Source organism: Amycolatopsis sp. QT-25, from assembly GCF_029369745.1.
Classification (GTDB): domain Bacteria; phylum Actinomycetota; class Actinomycetes; order Mycobacteriales; family Pseudonocardiaceae; genus Amycolatopsis.
Map to the genome: position 1 here is coordinate 5294757 of NZ_CP120210.1, position 19626 is coordinate 5314382.

A 19626-nucleotide genomic window follows, 5' to 3' on the forward strand; every position below is an offset into this window, starting at 1 on the left:
TCACACCAGCGTGACCGGTCGTACGGAGTTGGCGAGGTCGATCAGCACGTCGTGCGCCTCCGGCGCGGGCGCGTGGTGCGCGAGCCGCCGATACGACTTGTCCAGCACGGTGCGGGCACCCGTCTCGTCCGCCCGCAGGATCTCACCATCGGTGATCCCGTCCTGTCCGAGCAGCACGGCCGCCAGTCCCGTCTCGCGCACGGCCGTCACCAGCCGGTCGAGGGAGTCGCCATCGAGGTCCAGTGCGGTCAGCCGGACCACGGCGTCGTCGAGTTCGGCCGACGCCGGGAGATCCCCCGTGCCCGGCATCGGCGCGGACAGCACCCGCACCCCGGCGATCCGCGCGGCCTCGTCGTAGCGCGAGAACTCCGGGACCTGGTCGAGGATCTCCACGGCGGCGGTCCGATTTCCCCGCTGCAATCGGACTCGCGCGAGCCCGAACGCGGCGCTGACCTGAGACCGGTCCCGCACCCACAGCGCGTCGTAATACCGCTCGGCGGCGGCCGCGCCGTTGAGGTGCTCCTCGCAGAGACCCAGCGCGAGTTTCGGAGGCTCCTCGCCGGGGATGTCTCGGTACACGGCGGTGAACTTCTCCTTGGCGGCGGCGAAATCACCCGCGCCGAGCGCGAGCAGCCCCCGATGCCACGCCACCCGCCAGTCATGGGCGGCGCGCTCGCCGAGCAGCCGTTCGGCCTCCGCCACCGCCAGCGCGCCCTCGACGGTCGCGCCGAGTTCCAGCTGTGCCCGGCACCGGCGGAAGCCGACCTCGACCGAACCCGGCACCTTGTCGAGCTTCTTCAGCAGCCGCGCCGCGTCGGGAGCCCGGACGGCACGGAGGAAGTTCGCCTGCGGATCGTCCGGATCCTCGCGCGGCACCGGCAGGCCGAGGGCGATCTCCGCGGCGGCCGGGCGGGCGCCGAGCGAGACGGGGGTCCCCCGCGTCCAGTGCTCCAGCGGCGGAGCCTGGCCGAGTCCCGCGTCGAGCAGTACCGCCCCTTCAGCGAACAGCGTCGAACCGGCCGGCCGGGATTGCTTGTCCCGCAAGGAAAGGATTTCACTGAGTACGCCGTCGAGCTGGGCCAGCATCTCGCGCGCGGTCGCGAACCGCTGCTCGAACGGGGCGGTCGCCCGGTCGAGAACGCGGATGAACGATTCGATGCCGAACCGGACCCCGCGCGCGTCGGTGGTGACCGACCAGCCGTCGCTGGCTTGGAACAGCTCCCGCAACGTCACGCCGACGGTGTGGATGTCGGACCGGACGGTGAGGCCGTGTCTCGTTCGTTCCCGCGGGGTCACCTGGTAGTGCTCGGTCCCGACGATCGGGCTCTCGTCGTCGGAGATCTTGCGGATGGCGCCGAAATCGATGAGCTTGATCCGCTTCTCGCCGTGGATCACGTTGTCCGGCTTCATGTCGCAGTACAGCAGGCCCTCGCCGTGCAGGTAGTCGAGCGCGGTCAGGATCTCGCGCCCGTACGCCACGACGTGCTCGACCAGCAGCCGTCCCTCGCTGGAATCCAGCCCGGCCCGGCCGCGGTTCTTGATCTCCCGCAAGGAAAGCCCGTCGACGAACTCCATGACGATGTAGCGGAAGTCCTCGTGCTCGACCACGTCGAGGATCCGGACGATGTTCGGATGATCCAGCGCGGTGAGCACCTGGCTCTCGGTCTCCGCGATCCGCACCGCGGCGGTGTTGTTCGTGTTGATCAGGCCCTTGAGCGCGACGTACCGATCGCCGAGTCCGGAATCCGTCGCCAGGTAAACGAAACCGAGTCCGCCGCGCGCGACACAGCCGAGCACGTGGTAGCGGCCGTCGACCACGTCACCCGCCGCGAGCTTGGGCGAGAAGGAGAACGGCGTCCGGCAGACCGGGCAGAACCCCTCGGCGGGCGCGGGACCGCCGCCGATCGAGCGGCCGACCGGGGTGGCCGTGCACCCGTGCTTGCCGCAGAACCGTTCCTCCTCCGGGACATGCGGCCGGGTCAGCAGGCGGCCCGCCACGTCGGGGAGTTCGACGATCGGGAGGGGGACGCGGTCGTCCGCGGTCGCGTGGCCCGCGATCTGCGGGGAGCGGGTGACCACCGTGCTGGTGATCCTGGTCGGCGCCTCACCGGGGCCGGGGATCGCCAGGGTCGGTTTCTCCCGCAGCGCGGGCTCTTCCGGCGTTCCGGGCGGCAGCCCGCAGAGCCGGCAGAAACCGGTCTTGCCGAGCAGGCCAGGGCAGCCGTCCCGTCCGCAGACCGTCACCGGTCGATCCGTTTCCGTACGGCGTCCGCGTATCGCTCGACGGAGGCCGCCGCGGCCGCGAGATCGCACGGTCCTTCGAAGAGCGTCCGCCACGCGGGGGCGTAGGCGGCATCCAGTTCGACGTCTTCGACGAAGCCGCTGTTACGGGCCATCTCCCCGTAGGCATCGAGCCGGGCGCGTAGTTCCGCCCGCCGGGCGAGGTTCTCGTCGAGCAGGCGACGGAAGTCGCGGGCGCGATCGACGGTCTTGGCGACGGCTCGCTCGCAGACCGGAAGCTGCCGTTTCACCCACTCGGTGTCGCCATCCTGCTCCGCCGACCGCAGTTGCGTCAGCGCGCCTTTCAGCCGTCGTGCCTTGGCATGGACTTGCGGGACGCCGGTGAAGCGGGGCGCGTCGCCCAGATTGTCCTTCTCCAGCCCGGCGAGTTCACCCAACCGGATTTCCAGCCGGGCGAGACGGCCTTCGATGTCGTCCTCGCCGACAGGCAGGACGTCGGTGTTCGACCGGACCACGCTCACCCCCGGCGAGGTCTCCTCGCGGAAGGCCAGCGCGAGCCGCAGCCCGAGTTCGTGCGCACGCTGGGCCAGCGGGACGAGCACGTCACCGACGAGCTCGTCGGGTTCTGCCGCTTCGTCGATCCCGTAGACGACGACGGTGCGGCCGGACCGGTGACGGCCGGCGGGTGAATCCGCGGCGACGTCGAGCCGGTCGGAGATCCGGCGGCGGACCTCGTCGGCGGTCTTGCCGACCGCGTCGACGGCGAGTACGACACTGCCCACGGGCGGCACCGTCGGCCCGGTCGCGCTCCGGCCCGCTCCGTGTTCGCGATCGGCGAGCACGACCGCGCGCCGCAACGAGGCGGCGACGGCGGAATCGTCCTCGCCCATGATGATCACCCGGACGTCCGCCTGGCCGTGCCCGCCGAGCCAGCGGGCGAACTCGCGCGCGAACAGCACGTCCATCGCGGGCGGCTCCGGGTACCGCACGAAGCCGGGGTCGATCGCGGGGCTGCCCTCGGCCCAGCGGCGCAGCTCCGGCAGGTAACCGAGCATGGTCTCGACCGGGATCATCCAGGAGACGCGGGCGGCCTCGGTCGCGTACCGGGTCGCGACCATGCCGACGACGTGCCCGGTCTTGTCGGCGATCACCGCCGAACCACTGAAACCGTGTGTGATCGGCTCGGTGTCGGGAGTGCGGTGCAGCTGGACCCGTTCGAGACCGTGCCCGCCGTCGCCGACGACCGTCGCCAGCGACCACATGCCGTCCGAACCGGAGGGGAAGCCGTACGCGCGGACGCGCTGGCCGTCCTCGAGTGCCGTCCGGTGGAGCGGGGCGCCGGTGATCTGCTCCTCGGGGTCACGCACTCGGAGCAGCGCGACGTCCCCGCCGTCGTCGCCGATGGGCGCCGCCTGCGCGACGATCGTGGCGCTTCCCGGCTCCACCCCGGGAAGCGCCACGAAATCCACCGCCACGCCGTCGTGGCCTTCGATCACATGAGCGCAGGTGAGAAGGTGTTCACCGTCGAGCATGGTCCCGGCGCCCAGGATCCGCCCACGATGATCGCGCAGCCGCACCCGCCAGCGTCTGCGCTCGGAAGTCACGCGGACGACCTTACCGATCGTGAGCGGTGATGACGGTTCTGAACGGTATTACCACTCACGAGGCCTAATTGTCTGGTGGTGAACCCGCGTCCGCGATCGACGTCGGCAAGGCGCTACCTGGTCATCCACGTCCCGGCGGCAGGGGAAGGCGCCCTGTCACCGCGATAGCGGGACCTTCGGCCAGGGCGGGTTCACGCGTTCGGTCCCGTTTCACCGTCCGTCTTCAGCTCCGCCAACAGGCTCTAATGCGCGGCGTCGTTCCAGGACCGCCCGTACCCGACCGAGACCTCCAGCGGCACGGCCAGTTCGTAGGCCGAGCCCATTCCCTGGCGCACCAACGCTTCCAGCTGCTCGCGCTCGCCATCGGCGACTTCGAGGACGAGTTCGTCGTGGACCTGCAGCAGCACGCGGCTCTTCAGCTTCGCCTCGGTCAGCGCCTTGTACACGTTGAGCATGGCGACCTTGATGATGTCCGCCGCGCTGCCCTGGATGGGGGCGTTGAGCGCCATCCGCTCGGCCATCTCGCGGCGCTGCCGGTTGTCGCTGTTGAGATCCGGCAGATAACGACGGCGGCCGAAGATCGTCTCGGTGTAACCGACCTTCGCCGCGTCATCCACGACAGAGTGAAGATAGTCGCGTACGCCGCCGAAGCGGGAGAAGTACGCCTCCATCTGCTCCTTGGCCTCTTCGGTCGAGATCCGCAGCTGCTGCGAGAGCCCGTACGCCGAAAGCCCGTACACCAGGCCGTACGACATCGCCTTGACCCGGAACCGCAGTTCCGGCGTGATCTCCTCCGGCGGCAGCGAGAACGCGCGCGACGCCACGAAAGTGTGCAGATCCTCGCCGCTGTTGAAGGCCTGGATCAGGCCCTCGTCCTGCGAGAGGTGCGCCATGATCCGCATTTCGATCTGGCTGTAGTCCGCCGTCATCAGTTCGGCGTACCCGTCCCCGACGACGAAGGCGTCACGGATGCGGCGGCCTTCCTCGGTGCGGATCGGGATGTTCTGCAGGTTCGGGTCGATCGAGGAGAGCCGCCCGGTGGCGGCGATCGTCTGCAAAAGCGTGGTGTGGATGCGGCCGTCGTCGGCGACCGACTTGATCAGGCCCTCCACCGTGGTGCGCAGCCGGGTCGCGTCCCGGTGCTCCAGCAGATGCTGCAGGAACGGGTGCTCGGTCTTCTCGAACAGGCTCTGCAGCGCCTCCGCGTCGGTGGTGTAACCGGTTTTGGTGCGCTTGGTCTTCGGCATACCGAGCTCGTCGAACAGGATGACCTGGAGCTGCTTCGGCGAACCGAGGTTGACCTGCTTGCCGATGACCGCGTACGCCTCCTCCGCGGCCTGGGTGACCCGGTTGAGGTAGTGCGCCTCCAGCTCGGTGAGATGCTCGATGTCGACCGCGATCCCCGCCGCTTCGAGCCCGGTGATCACCTGCAGGAGCGGCAGTTCGAGCTCGGCGAGCAGCTGCGCGCCGCCGAGTTCTTCGAGCTCCCCGGTCAGCGCGCCCGCGAGCTCGGCGACCGCGCGGGCCTTGACCAGCTCGGCCTGGATCTCCTTCTGCTCCATGTCCTCGGCGCCACCGTCGAGCAGCGAAAGCTGCCCGTCCCCGGTGTCGGCCTCGGACCGCAGCTCGCGGTGCAGGTACCGCAGGACGAGGTCGTCGAGCTCGAAGGTGCGCTGACCGGGGCGGACCAGGTACGCCGCGAGCGCGGTGTCCATGACGAGCCCGGCGAACGCCCAGCCCCGTGCCCGGACGGCGTGCAGCGGGACCTTGAGCTCGTGCCCGATCTTCTGGATCTTCTCGTCGGCGAGCCAGGCCGTGAGCGCCTTGTCGTCCTCGGCGTCCATCGCGGTGACGTCGACATAGGCGCCTTCGCCGTCCGCGGCCGCGAAGGTGATGGCCTTCAGATCGGCGCGGACCGAGGCGCCGGTGGTGCGGAACGCCAGGCCGACCGGCTGGTCCTGGCCGGTGTGCGCGGACAGCCATGCCGTGAGCGCGCCAGGGGCGAGCTTCGATCCGCTGACCTCGAAGCCCTCTTCGGCCTCGGGCTCGGCGCTCTGCAGAGTGGCGAAGAGGCGGTCGCGCAGGACGCGGAACTCGAGCTCGTCGAACAGCGCGTGCACGGCCTCGCGGTCCCACGGACGCAGCTCGAGCATGGTCGGGCCGAGCTCCAGCTCGACGTCGCGGATCAGCTCGGTGAGCTGGCGGTTCAGCATGACGGCGCCGAGGTGCTCGCGCAGCGCGTCGCCGACCTTGCCCTTGACCTCGTCGACCCGGTCGATCAGCTCGTTGAAGGAACCGAACTGCCTGATCCACTTCGCGGCCGTCTTCTCGCCGACGCCCGGGATGCTGGGCAGGTTGTCCGAAGGGTCGCCACGCAACGCGGCGAAGTCCGGGTACTGCGCCGGGGTGAGGCCGTACTTCTCCTCCACCGCTTCCGGGGTGAACCGGGTCATCTCCGACACGCCGCGCTTCGGGTACAGCACGGTGACCCGATCGGTCACCAGCTGGAGCGCGTCACGGTCACCCGTACAGATGAGCACGTCGAAGCCTTCGGCGGTCGCCTGTGTCGTGAGCGTGGCGATGATGTCGTCGGCTTCGTAGTTCTCCTTGGTCAGCGCCGGGATGCCGAGGACCTTGAGCACGTCCTCGACCAGCCCGACCTGGCCCTTGAACTCGTCCGGGGTGCTGCTGCGGTTGGCCTTGTACTCCGCGAACGTCTCCGAGCGGAACGTCTTGCGGGAGAGGTCGAACGCCACGGCGAGGTGGGTCGGCGCCTCGTCGCGCAGCAGGTTGATGAGCATCGAGGTGAACCCGAACACCGCGTTCGTGGTCTGCCCGGTCTTGGTCTTGAAGTTCTCCGCGGGCAGCGCGAAGAACGCGCGATACGCCATCGAATGGCCGTCGATCAGCAGCAGTTTGGGCCGCTCGGCCTGTGCGGTGGCGGGTGTGGCGTCGGCAACGGTCGTGTTCTCACTCGGGCTCACGAGAGCGAGTCTAGGGTGAGGGTCTGACAGTTCTCCCTGTCGTGTCGGTTGCGGACTGTCGGCGAAGGTGCTCGGCCCCCTCGGCGCGGGAACCCGCCAGGCCGGAGGCCCCGCGGCCGGGGCGGCAGGGCGTCCTCTGGGCAGGACGTGAGAAAAACTCGATAACGTGCCCCCTGGCGACGCGGTCGTGGTCGCGGGTTCACGAAGGTAAGGAGCTCCGCGTGACCGAACAAGCCCTCGAATCCTTCGCCGGGATCGACCCGGCCTTCGCCGGACAGCAGCTCAACGACAAGCTCGGGCTCGAAATCAGCGAATTCGGTCCCGAACGCGTGGTGGGCAGCATCCCGGTCGAGGGCAACCTGCAGCCGTACGGCCTCCTCCACGGCGGTGCGAACGCCGTGGTCGCCGAGGCGCTCGGCTCGATGGTCTGCGCGCTCAACGCCGGCGCCGACAAGGCGACGATGGGCCTCGAACTCTCCTGCACCCACCACCGGGCGGTCCGGTCCGGGCGGGTGACCGGGGTCGCGACCCCGGTGCACGTCGGACGCGGGACCGTCACCGCCGAGATCGTGCTGACCGACGACCAGGGACGCCGGTCCTGCACGGCGCGGCTGACGTGCGTGGTGCGGGAACGGCCGCCGGGCGCCTGAGCGGTCGCCGACGTGCGATGAAGGACGCTTTCTGGCAAATTGCGCCAGGAAAGCGTCCTCCATCGCACGTCACGGGCACGACACGGGCAGGAGCAGGAGCAGGCGTGGATCTCGACACGGCTCAGGTGCGGGCGTTCGCCGCGGCCGCCGACCACGGCCATTTCGGTCGGGCGGCAGAATCCCTCTTCCTCACCCAGCAAGCGCTGTCGAAGCGGATACGGAAGCTCGAGGACGCCCTGTCGGTCCAGCTCTTCCGGCGTACCAACCGGTCCGTCGAACTGACCTCCGGCGGTGACCGCTTCCTTCCGCACGCGCGCGAGCTGATCCGGGCCGCGGACGCCGCGGTCGCCGCGATGGGCCGGCAAGACCGCCCGCCACGCCTCGACGTCATCGACCCGCGCCTGTCCCCCTTGTTCATGCTGCGGCGCATCGCCGAACGCGACCCGGCCCTTTCGGTCGAACGCGTCACCGGACGAGGTCTGGCCAACGCCCTCGACCCGCTGGTCCGCGGCGAGATCGACCTCGCGTTCGGCCGGGTCGCGGACCTCGGCCGCGAGGTGCCCCCGGAGCTCGAGCACCGGCTCGTCCGGCTCGAACCGCTGGTCGCCCTTCTCGCCCCGGAGCATCCGCTGGCGAGCAACGAAACGCTGAAACTGTCGGATCTGCGGACCGACGGCATCTGGATTCCGCAATTGGGCGGGCCGATCGAATGGCTTTCTTATTTGCAACGCCTATGCAAAGAATTCGGCGTCCCGATCGACGACTCCGGGGTCAGTTACGACCTCCGGCACACTCTGGAGCAGACCCGTTACGGGAAGCAGCGGGTGACCCTCGCCGGCGCCGACATGGATCTGGCCTCCGACCTCAACCTGCGAGTCCTGCCCTTCGAACCGTCACCCTTGTTCCCGTGGTCGGTGGTGTGGCGGCGCGGCGAAGGACCGACCCTGCGGCGCCTGCTGGCGCTCGCGGGCCGGACCAGCCACGAAGAAGGTTGGTGTGCCTACGATCCCGCGCGGTCCTGGCTGCCGGACGACGACCTCAGACAGCTAGGTGCCGGGCGAACCACCGCGTGAGCTCGGAGTCGACCAGCTTCGCGTGCTTCGTCTGTGGAGCGGGTTCGAAGCCGGGCGCCTCGGCGAACCCATGCGCCATCCCCGGGATGGTGACGAGTTCGGATCGCCGCTCCCCCAACGCCTTGTGCAGGGCTTCGGCCGGTTCGGTGATCGAGACGTCGTCCTCCTCACCGATGACGAGCAGCACCGGCGCGGTCAGTTCCCCGGCCCGTCGCACGTAGTCGTACTCGTCCGCGACCGCGCGGGAGCGGTCCGACCAGTGGTAGGTGATGTCGTAGACCCGCTCGTTCGCCGCGATCACCGGCGTCAGCCGGGTCACCGGGTTCACCAGCGCGGCCGCCGCCACCTCGATCTCGGGATGGGTCAGCAGCTGCAGCGCGACCGCGCCACCCTGCGAACCGCCGGCCAGCCCGACCGGACCGTCCTCAATGGACAAGCGCGAGCGCAACTCCGCCACCGCCGCCGGGAACTCCGCCTCGACCTGCTTGGTGAGCGGTTCGACGACGTTGAGCACGTTGTCCTCGCTCGCGAGGCGGAAGAACCCCTCGAAACCACCCTCGGGGAACCGTTTTCCGGTCAGTGGCAACCCCAGATGCACCCGCCACGCGTGCAGTCCCCGCATCGGCAGCGCCGCCGCCATGGCCGCCTCACTGAACGGCGCGCCCAGCAGATGCCAGGTCAGCACCAACGGCGCCGGGCGTTCCCGGTCCGAAGGTGGCAACGCCACGAACGGGACTCCCGCGGCCGCGCCTTCGATCGCTTCGACACTCATCGTCATGTTCTCCCCGCTCTTCGTTTCCGGCTCTGGAGACAGCCAATCGCAGGGTCAGGGCCGAGATCCAACAGCCGTTCGGACCACGACGACAACCATCGGTTGTCATGACACAAGAGAAGAGAGGGCACGCTTGACGCCCTTTGGGGCAGCCTTGCTACGACGAACGGATGCCCACGAAGGAGGGGAAAAAGCGCCAGATACGCGACCGAAACCTGATCCTTACCCACGAGCATGATCGATGGGGTAACGGTGAATCCCCAGCGTGACCAGCGAAGACCTGCCAACCGGCAACATTCACCTTTTCGTGCAATTCGTTCCGGTTTCGACCGTCACGATGTGGACACAGAGTGATGGGCGTCTGGGCAGATCATGGCGGAGGGGGATATCTTCCTGCCCTAACCTAGCCCCTGTGTCGGGGGCGACGCCTACCGGCGGCTGGTTGGTCATGGGAGGTAGTCGGTGTCAGGAGTGCGTTTTGGACGGGTATTCGCCGTCGCGGCGGCTGCGTCGCTGGCGCTGGCGGGCTGTGCAGGCGGCAGCAGCTCGTCCGGCAGCGGTGACAGCAGCACGCTGAAGATCGGGTTCATGGGTGACCTCACCGGTGAGAACTCCGGGATCGTGATCCCGCCCCGCAACGGCGCCAAGCTCGCTATCGACGAGTACAACAAGACGAACCCGGCGACGAAGCTGGAGCTCAAGGAATACGACAGCCAGGGCAAGCCCGAACAGGCGACGTCGCTGATCGCGACCGCCGTCGGCCAGGACAAGATCACCGCGCTGATCGGCCCGGCGTTCTCCGGTGAGTCGAAGGCCATCGGCGGTCAGCTGGAGCAGAACAAGATCCCGAGCGTCTCGCCGTCGGCGACGAACGCGGGCCTGGCCTCGAACGGCTGGAAGTACTGGCACCGCGTCGTCGCGAGCGACGCCAGCCAGGGCCCGGCCATCGCGAACTTCCTCGTCACCGCGAAGTCGCCCAAGAAGGCCTTCGTCATCTCGGACGACCAGGAATACAGTGTCGGCCTGGCTGACAACTTCGAGAAGACCTTGAAGGAAAAGAACGTCCCGACCGAGCGCGACAAGTTCGCCAAGGACGCGTCGGACTACTCCTCGACCGTGCAGAAGGTCAAGGCCGCGAACCCGGACATCATCCTCTTCGGTGGCTACTACGCCCAGGGTGGCCGTCTGCTCAAGCAGCTGCGGGACAGCCAGGTGACCGCCACCTTCGCCACCGGCGACGGTTCGCTCGACGCCCAGCTGATCAGCGGTGCGGGTGCCGCGGCCGCCGAGAAGGCCGTCGTCGGCTGCCCGTGCAACATCCCGGACGCCGGCTCCACCGACGAGTTCAGCACCAAGTACAAGGCCGCGTTCAGCGTCGACCCGGCGATCTATTCGAGCGAGGGCTACGACGCCGCGACCGCCATCATCAACGCGGTCAAGGCGGGCGCCACCACCTCGGAGAAGATCAACGAGGCCCTCAAGACGATCGACTTCAAGGGTGCCTCGAAGCAGGTCAAGTTCAAGGAGAACGGCGAGCCGTCGACGGATGCGATCAACGTCTACCAGGTCACCGGTGGCGTTCTCAAGAACCTCGGCGTCTCGACCGAAGCCAAGCTCAACGGCTGACGGAGCAGATAGGAACACCTAACGGAAGCGGGGGCGCTGTGCGAACACAGCACCCCCGCTTCCCGCAAATGTGGCGAAAGAAATCTCGCCCCGTCCCGTAAGGCATCCACGTCATGCTTCAAGATCTGCAAGCCCAGTTCCTCGGTAGCACCATCGGCGGACTGGTCGCCGGAAGCATCTACGCCCTCATCGCCCTCGGCTACACAATGGTCTACGGCGTGCTCCGGCTCATCAACTTCGCCCATTCCGAGATCTTCATGATCGGGACGATCACGTCCCTGTTCGTCCTGATCACCATCGCGGGCGGCACCGCCCCGATCACGCTCGGCGTGTTCGGGATGATCGCCGTACTGCTGCTGATCATCATCGCTTCGGCCGCCGTGTCCGGCGGCGCGGCGGTGCTGCTGGAGCAGGTGGCGTACCGGCCACTCCGCAAGAAGGGCGCGACCCGGCTGGCCGCCCTGATCTCCGCCATCGGTGCCTCGCTGTTCCTGCAGGAACTGTTCGGCCTCGAAATCATCGAATGGATCACCGACAAGTCCGGTCGTGTGCAACAGAACGCGCCGCGGTTCATCCCGCACGAGGAGCTTTTCCACATCGGCAACGGTGTCGTGCGCACGGACCACGTGTTCGTGGTCGTCGGTGCCGTGATCATGATGGTCGTCCTCGACCAGCTGGTGAGCCGCACCCGCATCGGCCGTGGTATCCGTGCCACCGCACAGGATCCCGAAGCCGCCGTGCTGATGGGCGTCAGCATCGACAAGATCGTGCGCCTCACGTTCCTGCTCGGTGGCGCGATGGCCGGTGTCGCCGCCGCGCTGTACGTCATGGAGTACGAGAACACCGATTACCGCATCGGGTTCCTCCTCGGCATCAAGGCGTTCACCGCGGCCGTGCTGGGAGGTATCGGCAACCTGCGCGGCGCGCTGCTCGGTGGCATCGTGCTCGGCCTGGTGGAGAACTGGAGTTCCATCTTCTTCGGTTCGGCTTGGAAGGACGTCACCGCCTTCGTGGTATTGGTGCTGGTCCTGATGTTCCGGCCCACCGGCATCCTCGGTGAATCGCTGCAGCGGGCACGCGCATGAAGGGCAACGAAGAAGTGGCTGAAAAGTCCCCAGAGAACGGCACGGCCGGACGCGCCGGCTTTCACCCCGTGGACGGCATGCGGGATTGGTGGGCACGCGCTCCGCATTGGCAACGTTATGGCGTGTACCTCGCCCTGATCATCGGCGCGCTGATCCTGCCCGCGCCCGCGATCGGCTCGATCATGTCCCCGGAATCGGACTGGACCACGGTTCTGATCTTCCCGGTCGGCGTGTACATCCTGCTGGCGATCGGCCTGAACATCGTCGTCGGTCACGCGGGCATGCTCGACCTCGGTTTCGTCGCGTTCTTCGCGATCGGCGCGTACACGCTCGCCGTGATGGGCACCCAGCACGGCTGGGGGTTCTGGGGCACGCTCGTGCTCGGTGTCTTCCTGGCGGCGATGTCGGGCGTGATCCTCGGCGCTCCGACGCTCCGGTTGCGCGGTGACTACCTGGCCATCGTGACCCTCGGCTTCGGTGAGATCGTCCGGATCACCGCGACGAACACCGACTCCATCGGCGGCGCCCGCGGTATCACCAACATCCCGCACCCGGAACCCATGTTCGGGACCGAGTTCCTGCTCGACCCCGCGCCGTACTACTACCTCATCGTGGCCGCGATCGTCGTCGCGATCGTCTTCTCGGTGCGGCTGCACAAGAGCCGCGTCGGCCGGGCGTGGGCGGCCATCCGTGAGGACGAGGACGCCGCCGAGCTGATGGGTGTCCCGACGTTCAAGTTCAAACTGCTGGCGTTCGCCATCGGCGCCATGCTCGGCGGTATGGCCGGTGTGGTCTACGCCAGCAAGGCCGTCTTCATCGAGCCGAACAACTTCCCGTTCATCCTGTCCGCGACCATCCTCGCGGCCGTGGTGCTCGGGGGAGCGGGCAACCTGCCCGGCGTCGTTCTCGGCGCTTTCCTGGTCGCCTGGCTTCCGGAACGGTTCCGGTTCCTGTCCGAGTACCGCATCCTGATCTTCGGTGGCGTGCTGGTGCTGATGATGGCGCTGCGGCCGGAGGGTCTGCTGCCTTCGCGGCAGCGCAAAGCGGAACTACACGAAGGAACGGGCGGGATGGGTGCCCTGGGCGCCGAGGTCGCGGGTCCGGATTCCGAGGCTTCGGCGGAGGTGACGAAATGAGCGCACTGCTCGAGTTCGACAACGTGACGATGCGCTTCGGCGGTGTCACGGCCCTGAAGGAAGTCGACCTCACCATCAACCAGGGTGAGATCTTCGCCTTGATCGGCCCGAACGGCGCGGGGAAGACCACGGTCTTCAACGTGATCACCGGCGTCTACCGGCCGTCCGAAGGCCAGGTGCGCTTCGGCGACACCCGGATCGACGGGATGAAGCGGTTCAAGATCAACCAGAACGGAATCGCCAGGACGTTCCAGAACATCCGGCTGTTCCACAACATGTCGGCGCTGGAGAACGTGATGGTCGGTGCGGACTCGCACCACAGGACCGGCGCGATCTCGGCGACGCTGGGTCTGCCCGTGCACCGCAAGGAAGAGAAGCGGGGTCGTGAGCTGGCAAGGGAACTGCTGGACTTCGTCGGGATCGGCCGGGTCGAGCACAACACCGCGAAGAACCTCTCCTACGGCGACCAGCGCCGTCTGGAGATCGCGCGTGCGCTGGCGACCGACCCGAAACTGCTGCTGCTCGACGAGCCCGCCGCCGGGATGAACCCGGCGGAGAAGAACTCGCTGCAGCAGCTGATCCGGAAAATCCGTGACGACGGCCGGACCGTGCTGCTCATCGAGCACGACATGAGCCTGGTCATGCACATCAGCGACCGGCTGGCCGTGCTCGACTTCGGCCAGAAGATCGCAGAAGGGCTCCCCCACGAGGTGCAGAACAACCAGAAGGTGATCGAGGCTTACCTGGGGGTGGCGGAAGATGCTTCTTGAGGTTCAGGACATCAACGTCCATTACGGGAAGATCGCCGCGCTCAAGGGTATGACCATCGAGGTCGGCGAGGGCGAGATCGTTTCGCTCATCGGGGCCAACGGCGCCGGCAAGACCACGACGCTGAAGACGATCTCGGGTCTGCGCCCGCTGACCAGCGGCCGGATCCTCTTCGACGGCAAGGACATCTCGAAGACGCCCGGACACAAACGGGTCGAACTCGGAATCGGCCAGTCACCGGAAGGCCGGGGCGTGTTCCCCGGCATGACGGTGCAGGAGAACCTCCTGATGGGTGCCTACACCCGCAAGGACGACCTGAAGGCCGACCTCGAGGAGGTCTACGAGCTGTTCCCGCGGCTGAACGAGCGCAAGACCCAGTTCGGCGGCACGATGTCCGGTGGCGAGCAGCAGATGATCGCCATCGGCCGCGCGCTGATGACCAAGCCCAAGGTGTTGCTGCTCGACGAGCCGTCCATGGGCCTGGCGCCGATGCTGATCGCGCAGATCTTCGACATCGTCCGCGAGATCAACAAGCGCGGGACCACGGTCCTGCTGGTGGAGCAGAACGCGCAGCAGGCGCTGAAGCTCTCCGACCGCGCGTACGTGCTGGAGACCGGTCAAGTGGTCAAGAGCGCTCGCGGCGCCGAGCTGCTGGACGATCCGCAGGTGCGGGCCGCCTACCTCGGTGGGGATCTGGGCGTCTGACGCCTTTCGAAAAAGGGCCCCGTCGCCTCCGTGCGGCGGGGCCCTTCTCCTACGTGCCGAATCAGCGGCAGGAGCGCTGACCATCCGCACAGCTCAGGTCAGCTTGACGTCGGTGCCGGTGAGGTTCTTCATGTCGGTGAGCGTCGGGCCACCGAAAGCCCGGAGCGCCACCGGCTTCGCCTCTTCGGGAAGGTCGAAGTAAAGGTCGAACTCGACCCGCACCCCGCGGCCCAGCTCGAACTTGCCGGGCTGGCGCTTGATGGTCATCGCCTGGTCGTCGACCGCGATCACCGCACCGGAATCGGTGACGAGCTGCTGGCGGCGAGTGTCGAAGAGGATGCCGGACAGGCCCTTCCCCGTCACCACCAGCCGGAGCCGGACGAACCGTCCTTTCGCTTCGAACTCGGTGTGGCTGCCGGTGAGGCTGGGCAGCCCGGCGGCCAGTCCGATGACGGCGAACTCGGTCTCCCCGTTGAGCACCGGCGGCAGGTGCAACGCGGTCTCGTCCGGCCGGACCTCCCGTGCGGGCAGATCGTAGACGGGTTTGGGTGGCGTCCGTGGTGATTGTTCTCCGGAGCAGCCGGCGAGCAGGAGTGCGGCCGCCGCGAGAGCCCGAAAGATTCCGATGCGCACTCCCTCGATTCTGCCTGCCGCGGGGGTATCCGGGCGTCCCGTCGTGTCCCGGGCGTGCCGTGAAGGCCTCCTCAAGGACCCTGGGGCCCTCAAGGAGGCCTTCACGGACCGCTACCTCAGCCGATGCCCGCGGCGAAGACGTGCATCGCGGTGTTCGACGGAAGCGTCACCGCGACGACCTCCTTCCCCGCGGTCAACGGGACGGAGTTCGCGAACACCCGGTACGGCGTGGTCGGGTAAGCCGCTCCCGCGCGGGTGTTCTTGCCCATCACGGTCGCCACCGTGGTGGCGCCGTACTGAGCCGGATCGGCACAGCACCAGTTCGGGAAGCCGAGTTCGGCTTGGCTCGTGCTGCCGTCGGCGTACCGGACGACGACAGTGCCTTTCGCCGTACCGGTACCGGTTCCGGTCAGCACGAGTTTCGCCCCGGTGCCCCGCACCGCGACGGTCTGGCCGGCCGCGAGGACGTTGTCCTTCTGCCCCGCCCCGGTCACCGGCCAGGTCGACCGAGCTCCGAGCGCGGAGAAGCCCACACCGGGTTTCAGACCGGCTTCGGCGAGGCCTTCCGCACGGAGGCTGCTGCCACCGCCGTCGATGTCCCCGGCCGCGGCATGGGCCGCGTCGGTGACGCCGACGTTGCCGTAGGCCGCGGCCAGTGAAGCGTGCGGCACGGTGACCGTCACCGAGTCGCCGACCCGGTTCTCCCCGAGCCGCGCCTGGTACGACGCCGACGCGGTGAGCTGGTAGTCGTCCGGTTCGATCCCCGCGTCCGGCGTCACCTTCACCGGCACCCGCACGGTCTCGCCGGGCATCACCAGCCGCGGACCGGCCGGTACCTCGGCGCGGAACCCGTCGGCGGGCAAAGAGAACTTGACGTTCCGAACCGGCAAGGGCGTGCCGTTGGTGAAGCTCAGCGTGCCCGTCGCGGTCTGCCCTGGCCCGGCGACCGCCGGCACGGAGAGGGTGACGGAGCCGTTGCGATCCTCGGGGAAGATGCCCCCGACCGCACTCGTGCCGAACAGCCGGACGTCCTGACGGTCACCGGCACCGACCTTGCCGGTCTTGACCCGCGCGACCCCGCCGACGGCGGGGTCGAACCACCAGCCCGACGGCGCCGCGTCCAGTGCGGCCTTGCTGCCGTACTGCCGCAGGATCGAGGTCCCGGCCAGGACGATCGCGGGCTTGCTTCCCGTGTGGACGGTCAGCTGATAGTTCCGTGCGGAGGGTTTTCCGGCGTAGGAACCGGAACTCGCGCCGATCCCGACCGTCACCGTGCCCAGGCCGGACGTCGGCGCGTCGACGGTGAACGTCTGCTTCGCCTGGTCGCCGTTCTTGTAGGCGCGAGTCACGCCGTCGTCCTCCGTGAGCGTGAACGAACCCTTGCCCCGCGGATACACGTCGAGGTCGAGCACGCCCTTGTCCCTGGTCTGCCACGACTTCGTGCCCTCGGCCCACATCGGCACCACGGCCCCGGCGCGGACGAACAGCGGCAGCGTGTCGAGCGGCGCGTCGTAACCGTCCACAGTGGTCGGCCCGGTGTAGGTCTTGCCGCTCCAGTAGTCGACCCAGGTGCCCTTCGGCAGGTAGATGCCGTTGCGCACGGTGGAGTTCTCGTACACCGGTGCGACCAGGAAGTCCTTGCCCGACAGGAACTCGTACTTCGCCTTCTCGCCCCAGACGTTCGGGTCGTCCGGGTATTCGAGCGCCAGCGGGCGGACCTGGCCGACGCCGGTCTTGTGCGCCTCCACCGAATGGCTGTAGGTGTAGGGCAACAGCCGCTCCTTGAGCAGCAGGTACTTGCGGTTGATCGAGGTGTACGGCTCGCCGTACCGCCACGGCTGCTTGTCCGACGCGGCCCAGCCGTCCATCGTCATCGAGACCGGCAGGAACGCCTTCCACTGCAGGTCGCGGACGTAGGTCTGCGGGCTGCCGCCGAAGATGCCGTCGATGTCGCCGGTGTTGTACGCGATCCCCGACGTCGTGGCACCGGCGTAGGTCGGGATCTGCCACTTGATGTAGTCGTAGGAACCGGCCTGGTCGCCGCTCCACAGCACGCCGCAGCGCTGCGCGCCCGCCCAGCTGACCGGTGTCCAGACGAAACCACGCGCGTCGCTGTTGTCCTCGATGCCCTTGTGCGCGGTGTCGCAGGCGTCCAGCGCGAACTGGTATCCCGGACCGACCCACGCGACATCGAGTTTGCGGACCCGGACCCCGGCCTTGACCTCTTCGACCTGGTTCGGTACGCCGTTTTCCGTCCACAGCCCCAGCTGCATACCGTTCTTGCGCAGGCCTTCGCCCGTTTGCTGGAGATTCTCGTACCCGCAGCCGTAGCCGTCGTTGACGAGCATCCAGCCGTTGGGCATCCCGTGCTCGGTGTACCCCTCCGCGACCTTCACCGCGTCCAGCGTATGGCGCTCGCCGCGGTTGGCGTTGTGCAGGTAGCAGTCGGCGTCGCCGTGCTCGAGACCGTAGAGCGGTGGCAGGAACGGCTTCCCGACGAGATCGGTGTAGCCGGTGATGACGTCCTTGAGCCCGTCGCCGACGACGTACGTCGCGTCGAAGCGGCGCTCGTCGTGTGTGGTGCGCACCGGCTCGGTGAAGGCGTAGGTGCCTTGCGTGAAAGTGTTGCGCAGCACGCCGTATCCCGCCGTGGAGGCGTAGAACGGCTGCGAATTCGGGGCCCCGCCGTCATTCCAGTTGTAATCGGCGAAGATCCGGATCGTCTGGTCGCGGTGGCTGAACCGGCCGTTCTGCTCACCGCCGCCGACGAACTGCTCGGCCGCCGTCCGCGCCAGGGTCTGCGTGGTCTGCTTGCCGGTCCAGGACAGCGGCGCCGATTCCTCCCAGAGCCGCTTGCGGTCCGCGCCGTCGTACAACGCGAGCCGCAACGGGTGTTTGTACGCCCGCAGCGTGACCTTGGCCGTGGAAACCGCCCAGTAGTCCCCCTTGTCGGTCCTCTTCGGCGTCACCGGGTCGCCGGTGCGGGGCAGCACGATCTTGCTCCCGGCCGGATCGGTGAACGTGCCGTCCGGCGCCAGCCAGACCCGGACGGCACCTTCGGCCGGGAAGCTGACGCGCACCGCGGCACTTCCCGAATTCAGGGTGACCGTGGCGCCGTCGCCGGAAATGCCGGTCAGCTCGCCCAGTTCGCCGGACGACGCCGTGGCCGGATCGGCGTGGGCGGCGACCGGGGAAAGCCCGAGTAAGGCCACCGCGGCCAAACAACTCAGGGAGTGCGCAACTCTGCTCATTTAAGACACCTTTCGCGCATGAATACGCAAGATGGTCTCTGTATAGCGCACGGTTCGCGCAAAGTCATCCGCCGAAACGGTGCTGCCGACTTTCGTCGGGTCGCTTGAAGATCCTTGTGCGGCAACAAGTGCCCAGGTACAGGAAGACCCCCTTCCTGTACCTGGGCGCAAGGAAGGGGGCCGTCCTGTACCTGACCGGAAGGTCAGACGGCTTGAACCTCGACTCCGGCGGCTTCGAACGCCCGCAGCACCTTCGGGTCGGCGTTGGCATCGGTGACCAGGGCGTGCACCTGCGGGGTCGCGCAGATCCGCGCGAACGCGCGGCGGCCCAGCTTCGAGCCGTCGGCGACCGCGACGACGCGTTCGGCACGCTCGACCATCAGCCGGTTGATACTCGCCTCGCCCTCGTGGTGTGCGAAGGCGCCGGCGTCCGCGTCGAACGCGTCGACGCCGAGGAACAGCAGGTCGATCGTCAGTTCGCTGAGCACGCGGGTGGCCAGCGGACCGCTGAGCTCGAACGACTGCGGACGCGCCACACCGCCGGTGACCACGATCTTCACATGCGGCCGCACCGCCAGTTCGTGCGCGATGTTCAGCGCGTTGGTGACCACCGTCAGCCCCGGCGAATCACGGAGGCCGGCCAGGTCGGACCGCGTGGCCAGCGATCGCGCGACCCCGGCCGTGGTCGTCCCGCCGTTGAGGCCGACCACCATGCCCTGCGTCACGAGCGCCGCCGCGGCGACACTGATCCGCTGCTTCTCGGGCACGTGGCGGGCGGTCTTGTAGCGCAACGGCAGGTCGTAGGCGAGATCGTTGGCCACCGCCCCGCCCCGGGTGCGGGTGAGCAACTGCTGCTCCGCCAGGTGATCGAGGTCGCGCCGGATCGTGGCCGCGGACACGTGCAACTCCTCGGCCACGTCCTCGACGTCGATCTTCTCCCGCTGCCCCAGCAGGTCCAGCAGGGTGCTCAGCCGTTCGTGCCGGGCCATCGGCGCCACTCCTAGCTCGCTGCGGCCTATCGCGCATGACGTTGCGCTGTTGGCCACTGTTTCGAGCAGTATGCTGCATCGCGGCTGTCCGTCGCGAGCGGCACGCCGG

General features: G+C 68.1%; 14 protein-coding genes. 7 read left to right on the top strand and 7 right to left on the bottom strand.

What is annotated here, in order from left to right; translation table 11 throughout:
* The 3 genes from P3102_RS24400 to polA all read right to left on the bottom strand — a co-directional run bounded on the left by P3102_RS24400 (position 1) and on the right by polA (position 6829).
* On the bottom strand, positions 1 to 2244 hold the full coding sequence (locus tag P3102_RS24400; protein ID WP_276362060.1) for a serine/threonine-protein kinase: 2244 nt from the start codon (positions 2242 to 2244) through the stop codon (positions 1 to 3).
* Positions 2241 to 3845 (bottom strand): serine protease, encoded by a 1605-nt coding sequence (locus P3102_RS24405; protein WP_276362061.1) that lies wholly within the window; start codon positions 3843 to 3845, stop codon positions 2241 to 2243. The genes P3102_RS24400 and P3102_RS24405 overlap by 4 nt, the downstream gene beginning before the upstream one ends.
* Positions 3846 to 4087: 242 nt before the next feature.
* Positions 4088 to 6829, bottom strand: coding sequence for a DNA polymerase I (gene polA, locus P3102_RS24410; protein WP_276362063.1), 2742 nt, complete (start codon positions 6827 to 6829; stop codon positions 4088 to 4090).
* Between the two features lie 221 nt (positions 6830 to 7050).
* Here polA and P3102_RS24415 point away from each other — a divergent pair, with 221 nt between their 5' ends.
* Positions 7051 to 7479: a hotdog fold thioesterase gene (locus tag P3102_RS24415; protein WP_276362065.1), complete on the top strand. Its 429-nt coding sequence runs from the start codon at positions 7051 to 7053 to the stop codon at positions 7477 to 7479.
* Between the two features lie 104 nt (positions 7480 to 7583).
* Positions 7584 to 8552 (top strand): LysR family transcriptional regulator, encoded by a 969-nt coding sequence (locus P3102_RS24420; RefSeq protein WP_276362066.1) that lies wholly within the window; start codon positions 7584 to 7586, stop codon positions 8550 to 8552.
* On the opposite strand, the gene P3102_RS24425 is transcribed toward P3102_RS24420, so the two are convergent.
* Positions 8518 to 9330 carry a prolyl oligopeptidase family serine peptidase gene (locus P3102_RS24425; protein ID WP_276362068.1) on the bottom strand — a complete coding sequence of 271 codons (813 nt, stop codon included), beginning with the start codon at positions 9328 to 9330 and terminating at the stop codon, positions 8518 to 8520. The genes P3102_RS24420 and P3102_RS24425 overlap by 35 nt on opposite strands.
* A 465-nt stretch (positions 9331 to 9795) precedes the next feature.
* Between P3102_RS24425 and P3102_RS24430 the strand changes: the two genes are divergently transcribed.
* From P3102_RS24430 to P3102_RS24450, 5 genes are all read left to right on the top strand, one after another.
* Positions 9796 to 10950, top strand: a complete 1155-nt coding sequence (locus tag P3102_RS24430; RefSeq protein WP_276362070.1) for a branched-chain amino acid ABC transporter substrate-binding protein — start codon at positions 9796 to 9798, stop codon at positions 10948 to 10950.
* Positions 10951 to 11063: 113 nt separating this feature from the next.
* Positions 11064 to 12035: a branched-chain amino acid ABC transporter permease gene (locus P3102_RS24435; protein ID WP_276362071.1), complete on the top strand. Its 972-nt coding sequence runs from the start codon at positions 11064 to 11066 to the stop codon at positions 12033 to 12035.
* A complete protein-coding gene (locus P3102_RS24440; protein WP_346660144.1) occupies positions 12032 to 13171 on the top strand; it encodes a branched-chain amino acid ABC transporter permease in 1140 nt (379 codons plus the stop codon). The genes P3102_RS24435 and P3102_RS24440 overlap by 4 nt, the downstream gene beginning before the upstream one ends.
* Complete coding sequence (locus P3102_RS24445; protein WP_276362074.1) at positions 13168 to 13941, top strand: ABC transporter ATP-binding protein; 774 nt, start codon at positions 13168 to 13170, stop codon at positions 13939 to 13941. Before P3102_RS24440 ends, P3102_RS24445 begins: the two co-directional genes overlap by 4 nt.
* Complete coding sequence (locus P3102_RS24450; protein WP_276362075.1) at positions 13931 to 14644, top strand: ABC transporter ATP-binding protein; 714 nt, start codon at positions 13931 to 13933, stop codon at positions 14642 to 14644. Before P3102_RS24445 ends, P3102_RS24450 begins: the two co-directional genes overlap by 11 nt.
* Before the next feature lie 93 nt (positions 14645 to 14737).
* Here the strand turns inward: P3102_RS24450 and P3102_RS24455 are convergent, their stop codons facing one another.
* From P3102_RS24455 to P3102_RS24465, 3 genes are all read right to left on the bottom strand, one after another.
* The gene (locus P3102_RS24455; RefSeq protein WP_276362077.1) at positions 14738 to 15277 is read right to left on the bottom strand and encodes a hypothetical protein; all 540 of its coding nucleotides are present in this window, start codon (positions 15275 to 15277) and stop codon (positions 14738 to 14740) included.
* Positions 15278 to 15393: 116 nt separating this feature from the next.
* Positions 15394 to 18528 (bottom strand): TIM-barrel domain-containing protein, encoded by a 3135-nt coding sequence (locus tag P3102_RS24460; protein WP_276362078.1) that lies wholly within the window; start codon positions 18526 to 18528, stop codon positions 15394 to 15396.
* 203 nt (positions 18529 to 18731) lie between these two features.
* The gene (locus tag P3102_RS24465) at positions 18732 to 19517 is read right to left on the bottom strand and encodes a DeoR/GlpR family DNA-binding transcription regulator (protein WP_276362080.1); all 786 of its coding nucleotides are present in this window, start codon (positions 19515 to 19517) and stop codon (positions 18732 to 18734) included.
* Between the last annotated feature and the right edge of the window lie 109 nt (positions 19518 to 19626).

Excerpts from the sequence above, each read along its gene's own strand:
- P3102_RS24425 (WP_276362068.1), bottom strand. The coding sequence starts at position 9,330 with ATGACGATGAGTGTCGAAGCGATCGAAGGCGCGGCCGCGGGAGTCCCG.
- P3102_RS24435 (WP_276362071.1), top strand. The coding sequence starts at position 11,064 with ATGCTTCAAGATCTGCAAGCCCAGTTCCTCGGTAGCACCATCGGCGGA.
- P3102_RS24440 (WP_346660144.1), top strand. The coding sequence starts at position 12,032 with ATGAAGGGCAACGAAGAAGTGGCTGAAAAGTCCCCAGAGAACGGCACG.
- P3102_RS24445 (WP_276362074.1), top strand. The coding sequence starts at position 13,168 with ATGAGCGCACTGCTCGAGTTCGACAACGTGACGATGCGCTTCGGCGGT.
- P3102_RS24450 (WP_276362075.1), top strand. The coding sequence starts at position 13,931 with ATGCTTCTTGAGGTTCAGGACATCAACGTCCATTACGGGAAGATCGCC.
- P3102_RS24460 (WP_276362078.1), bottom strand. The coding sequence starts at position 18,528 with ATGAGCAGAGTTGCGCACTCCCTGAGTTGTTTGGCCGCGGTGGCCTTA.
- P3102_RS24465 (WP_276362080.1), bottom strand. The coding sequence starts at position 19,517 with ATGGCCCGGCACGAACGGCTGAGCACCCTGCTGGACCTGCTGGGGCAG.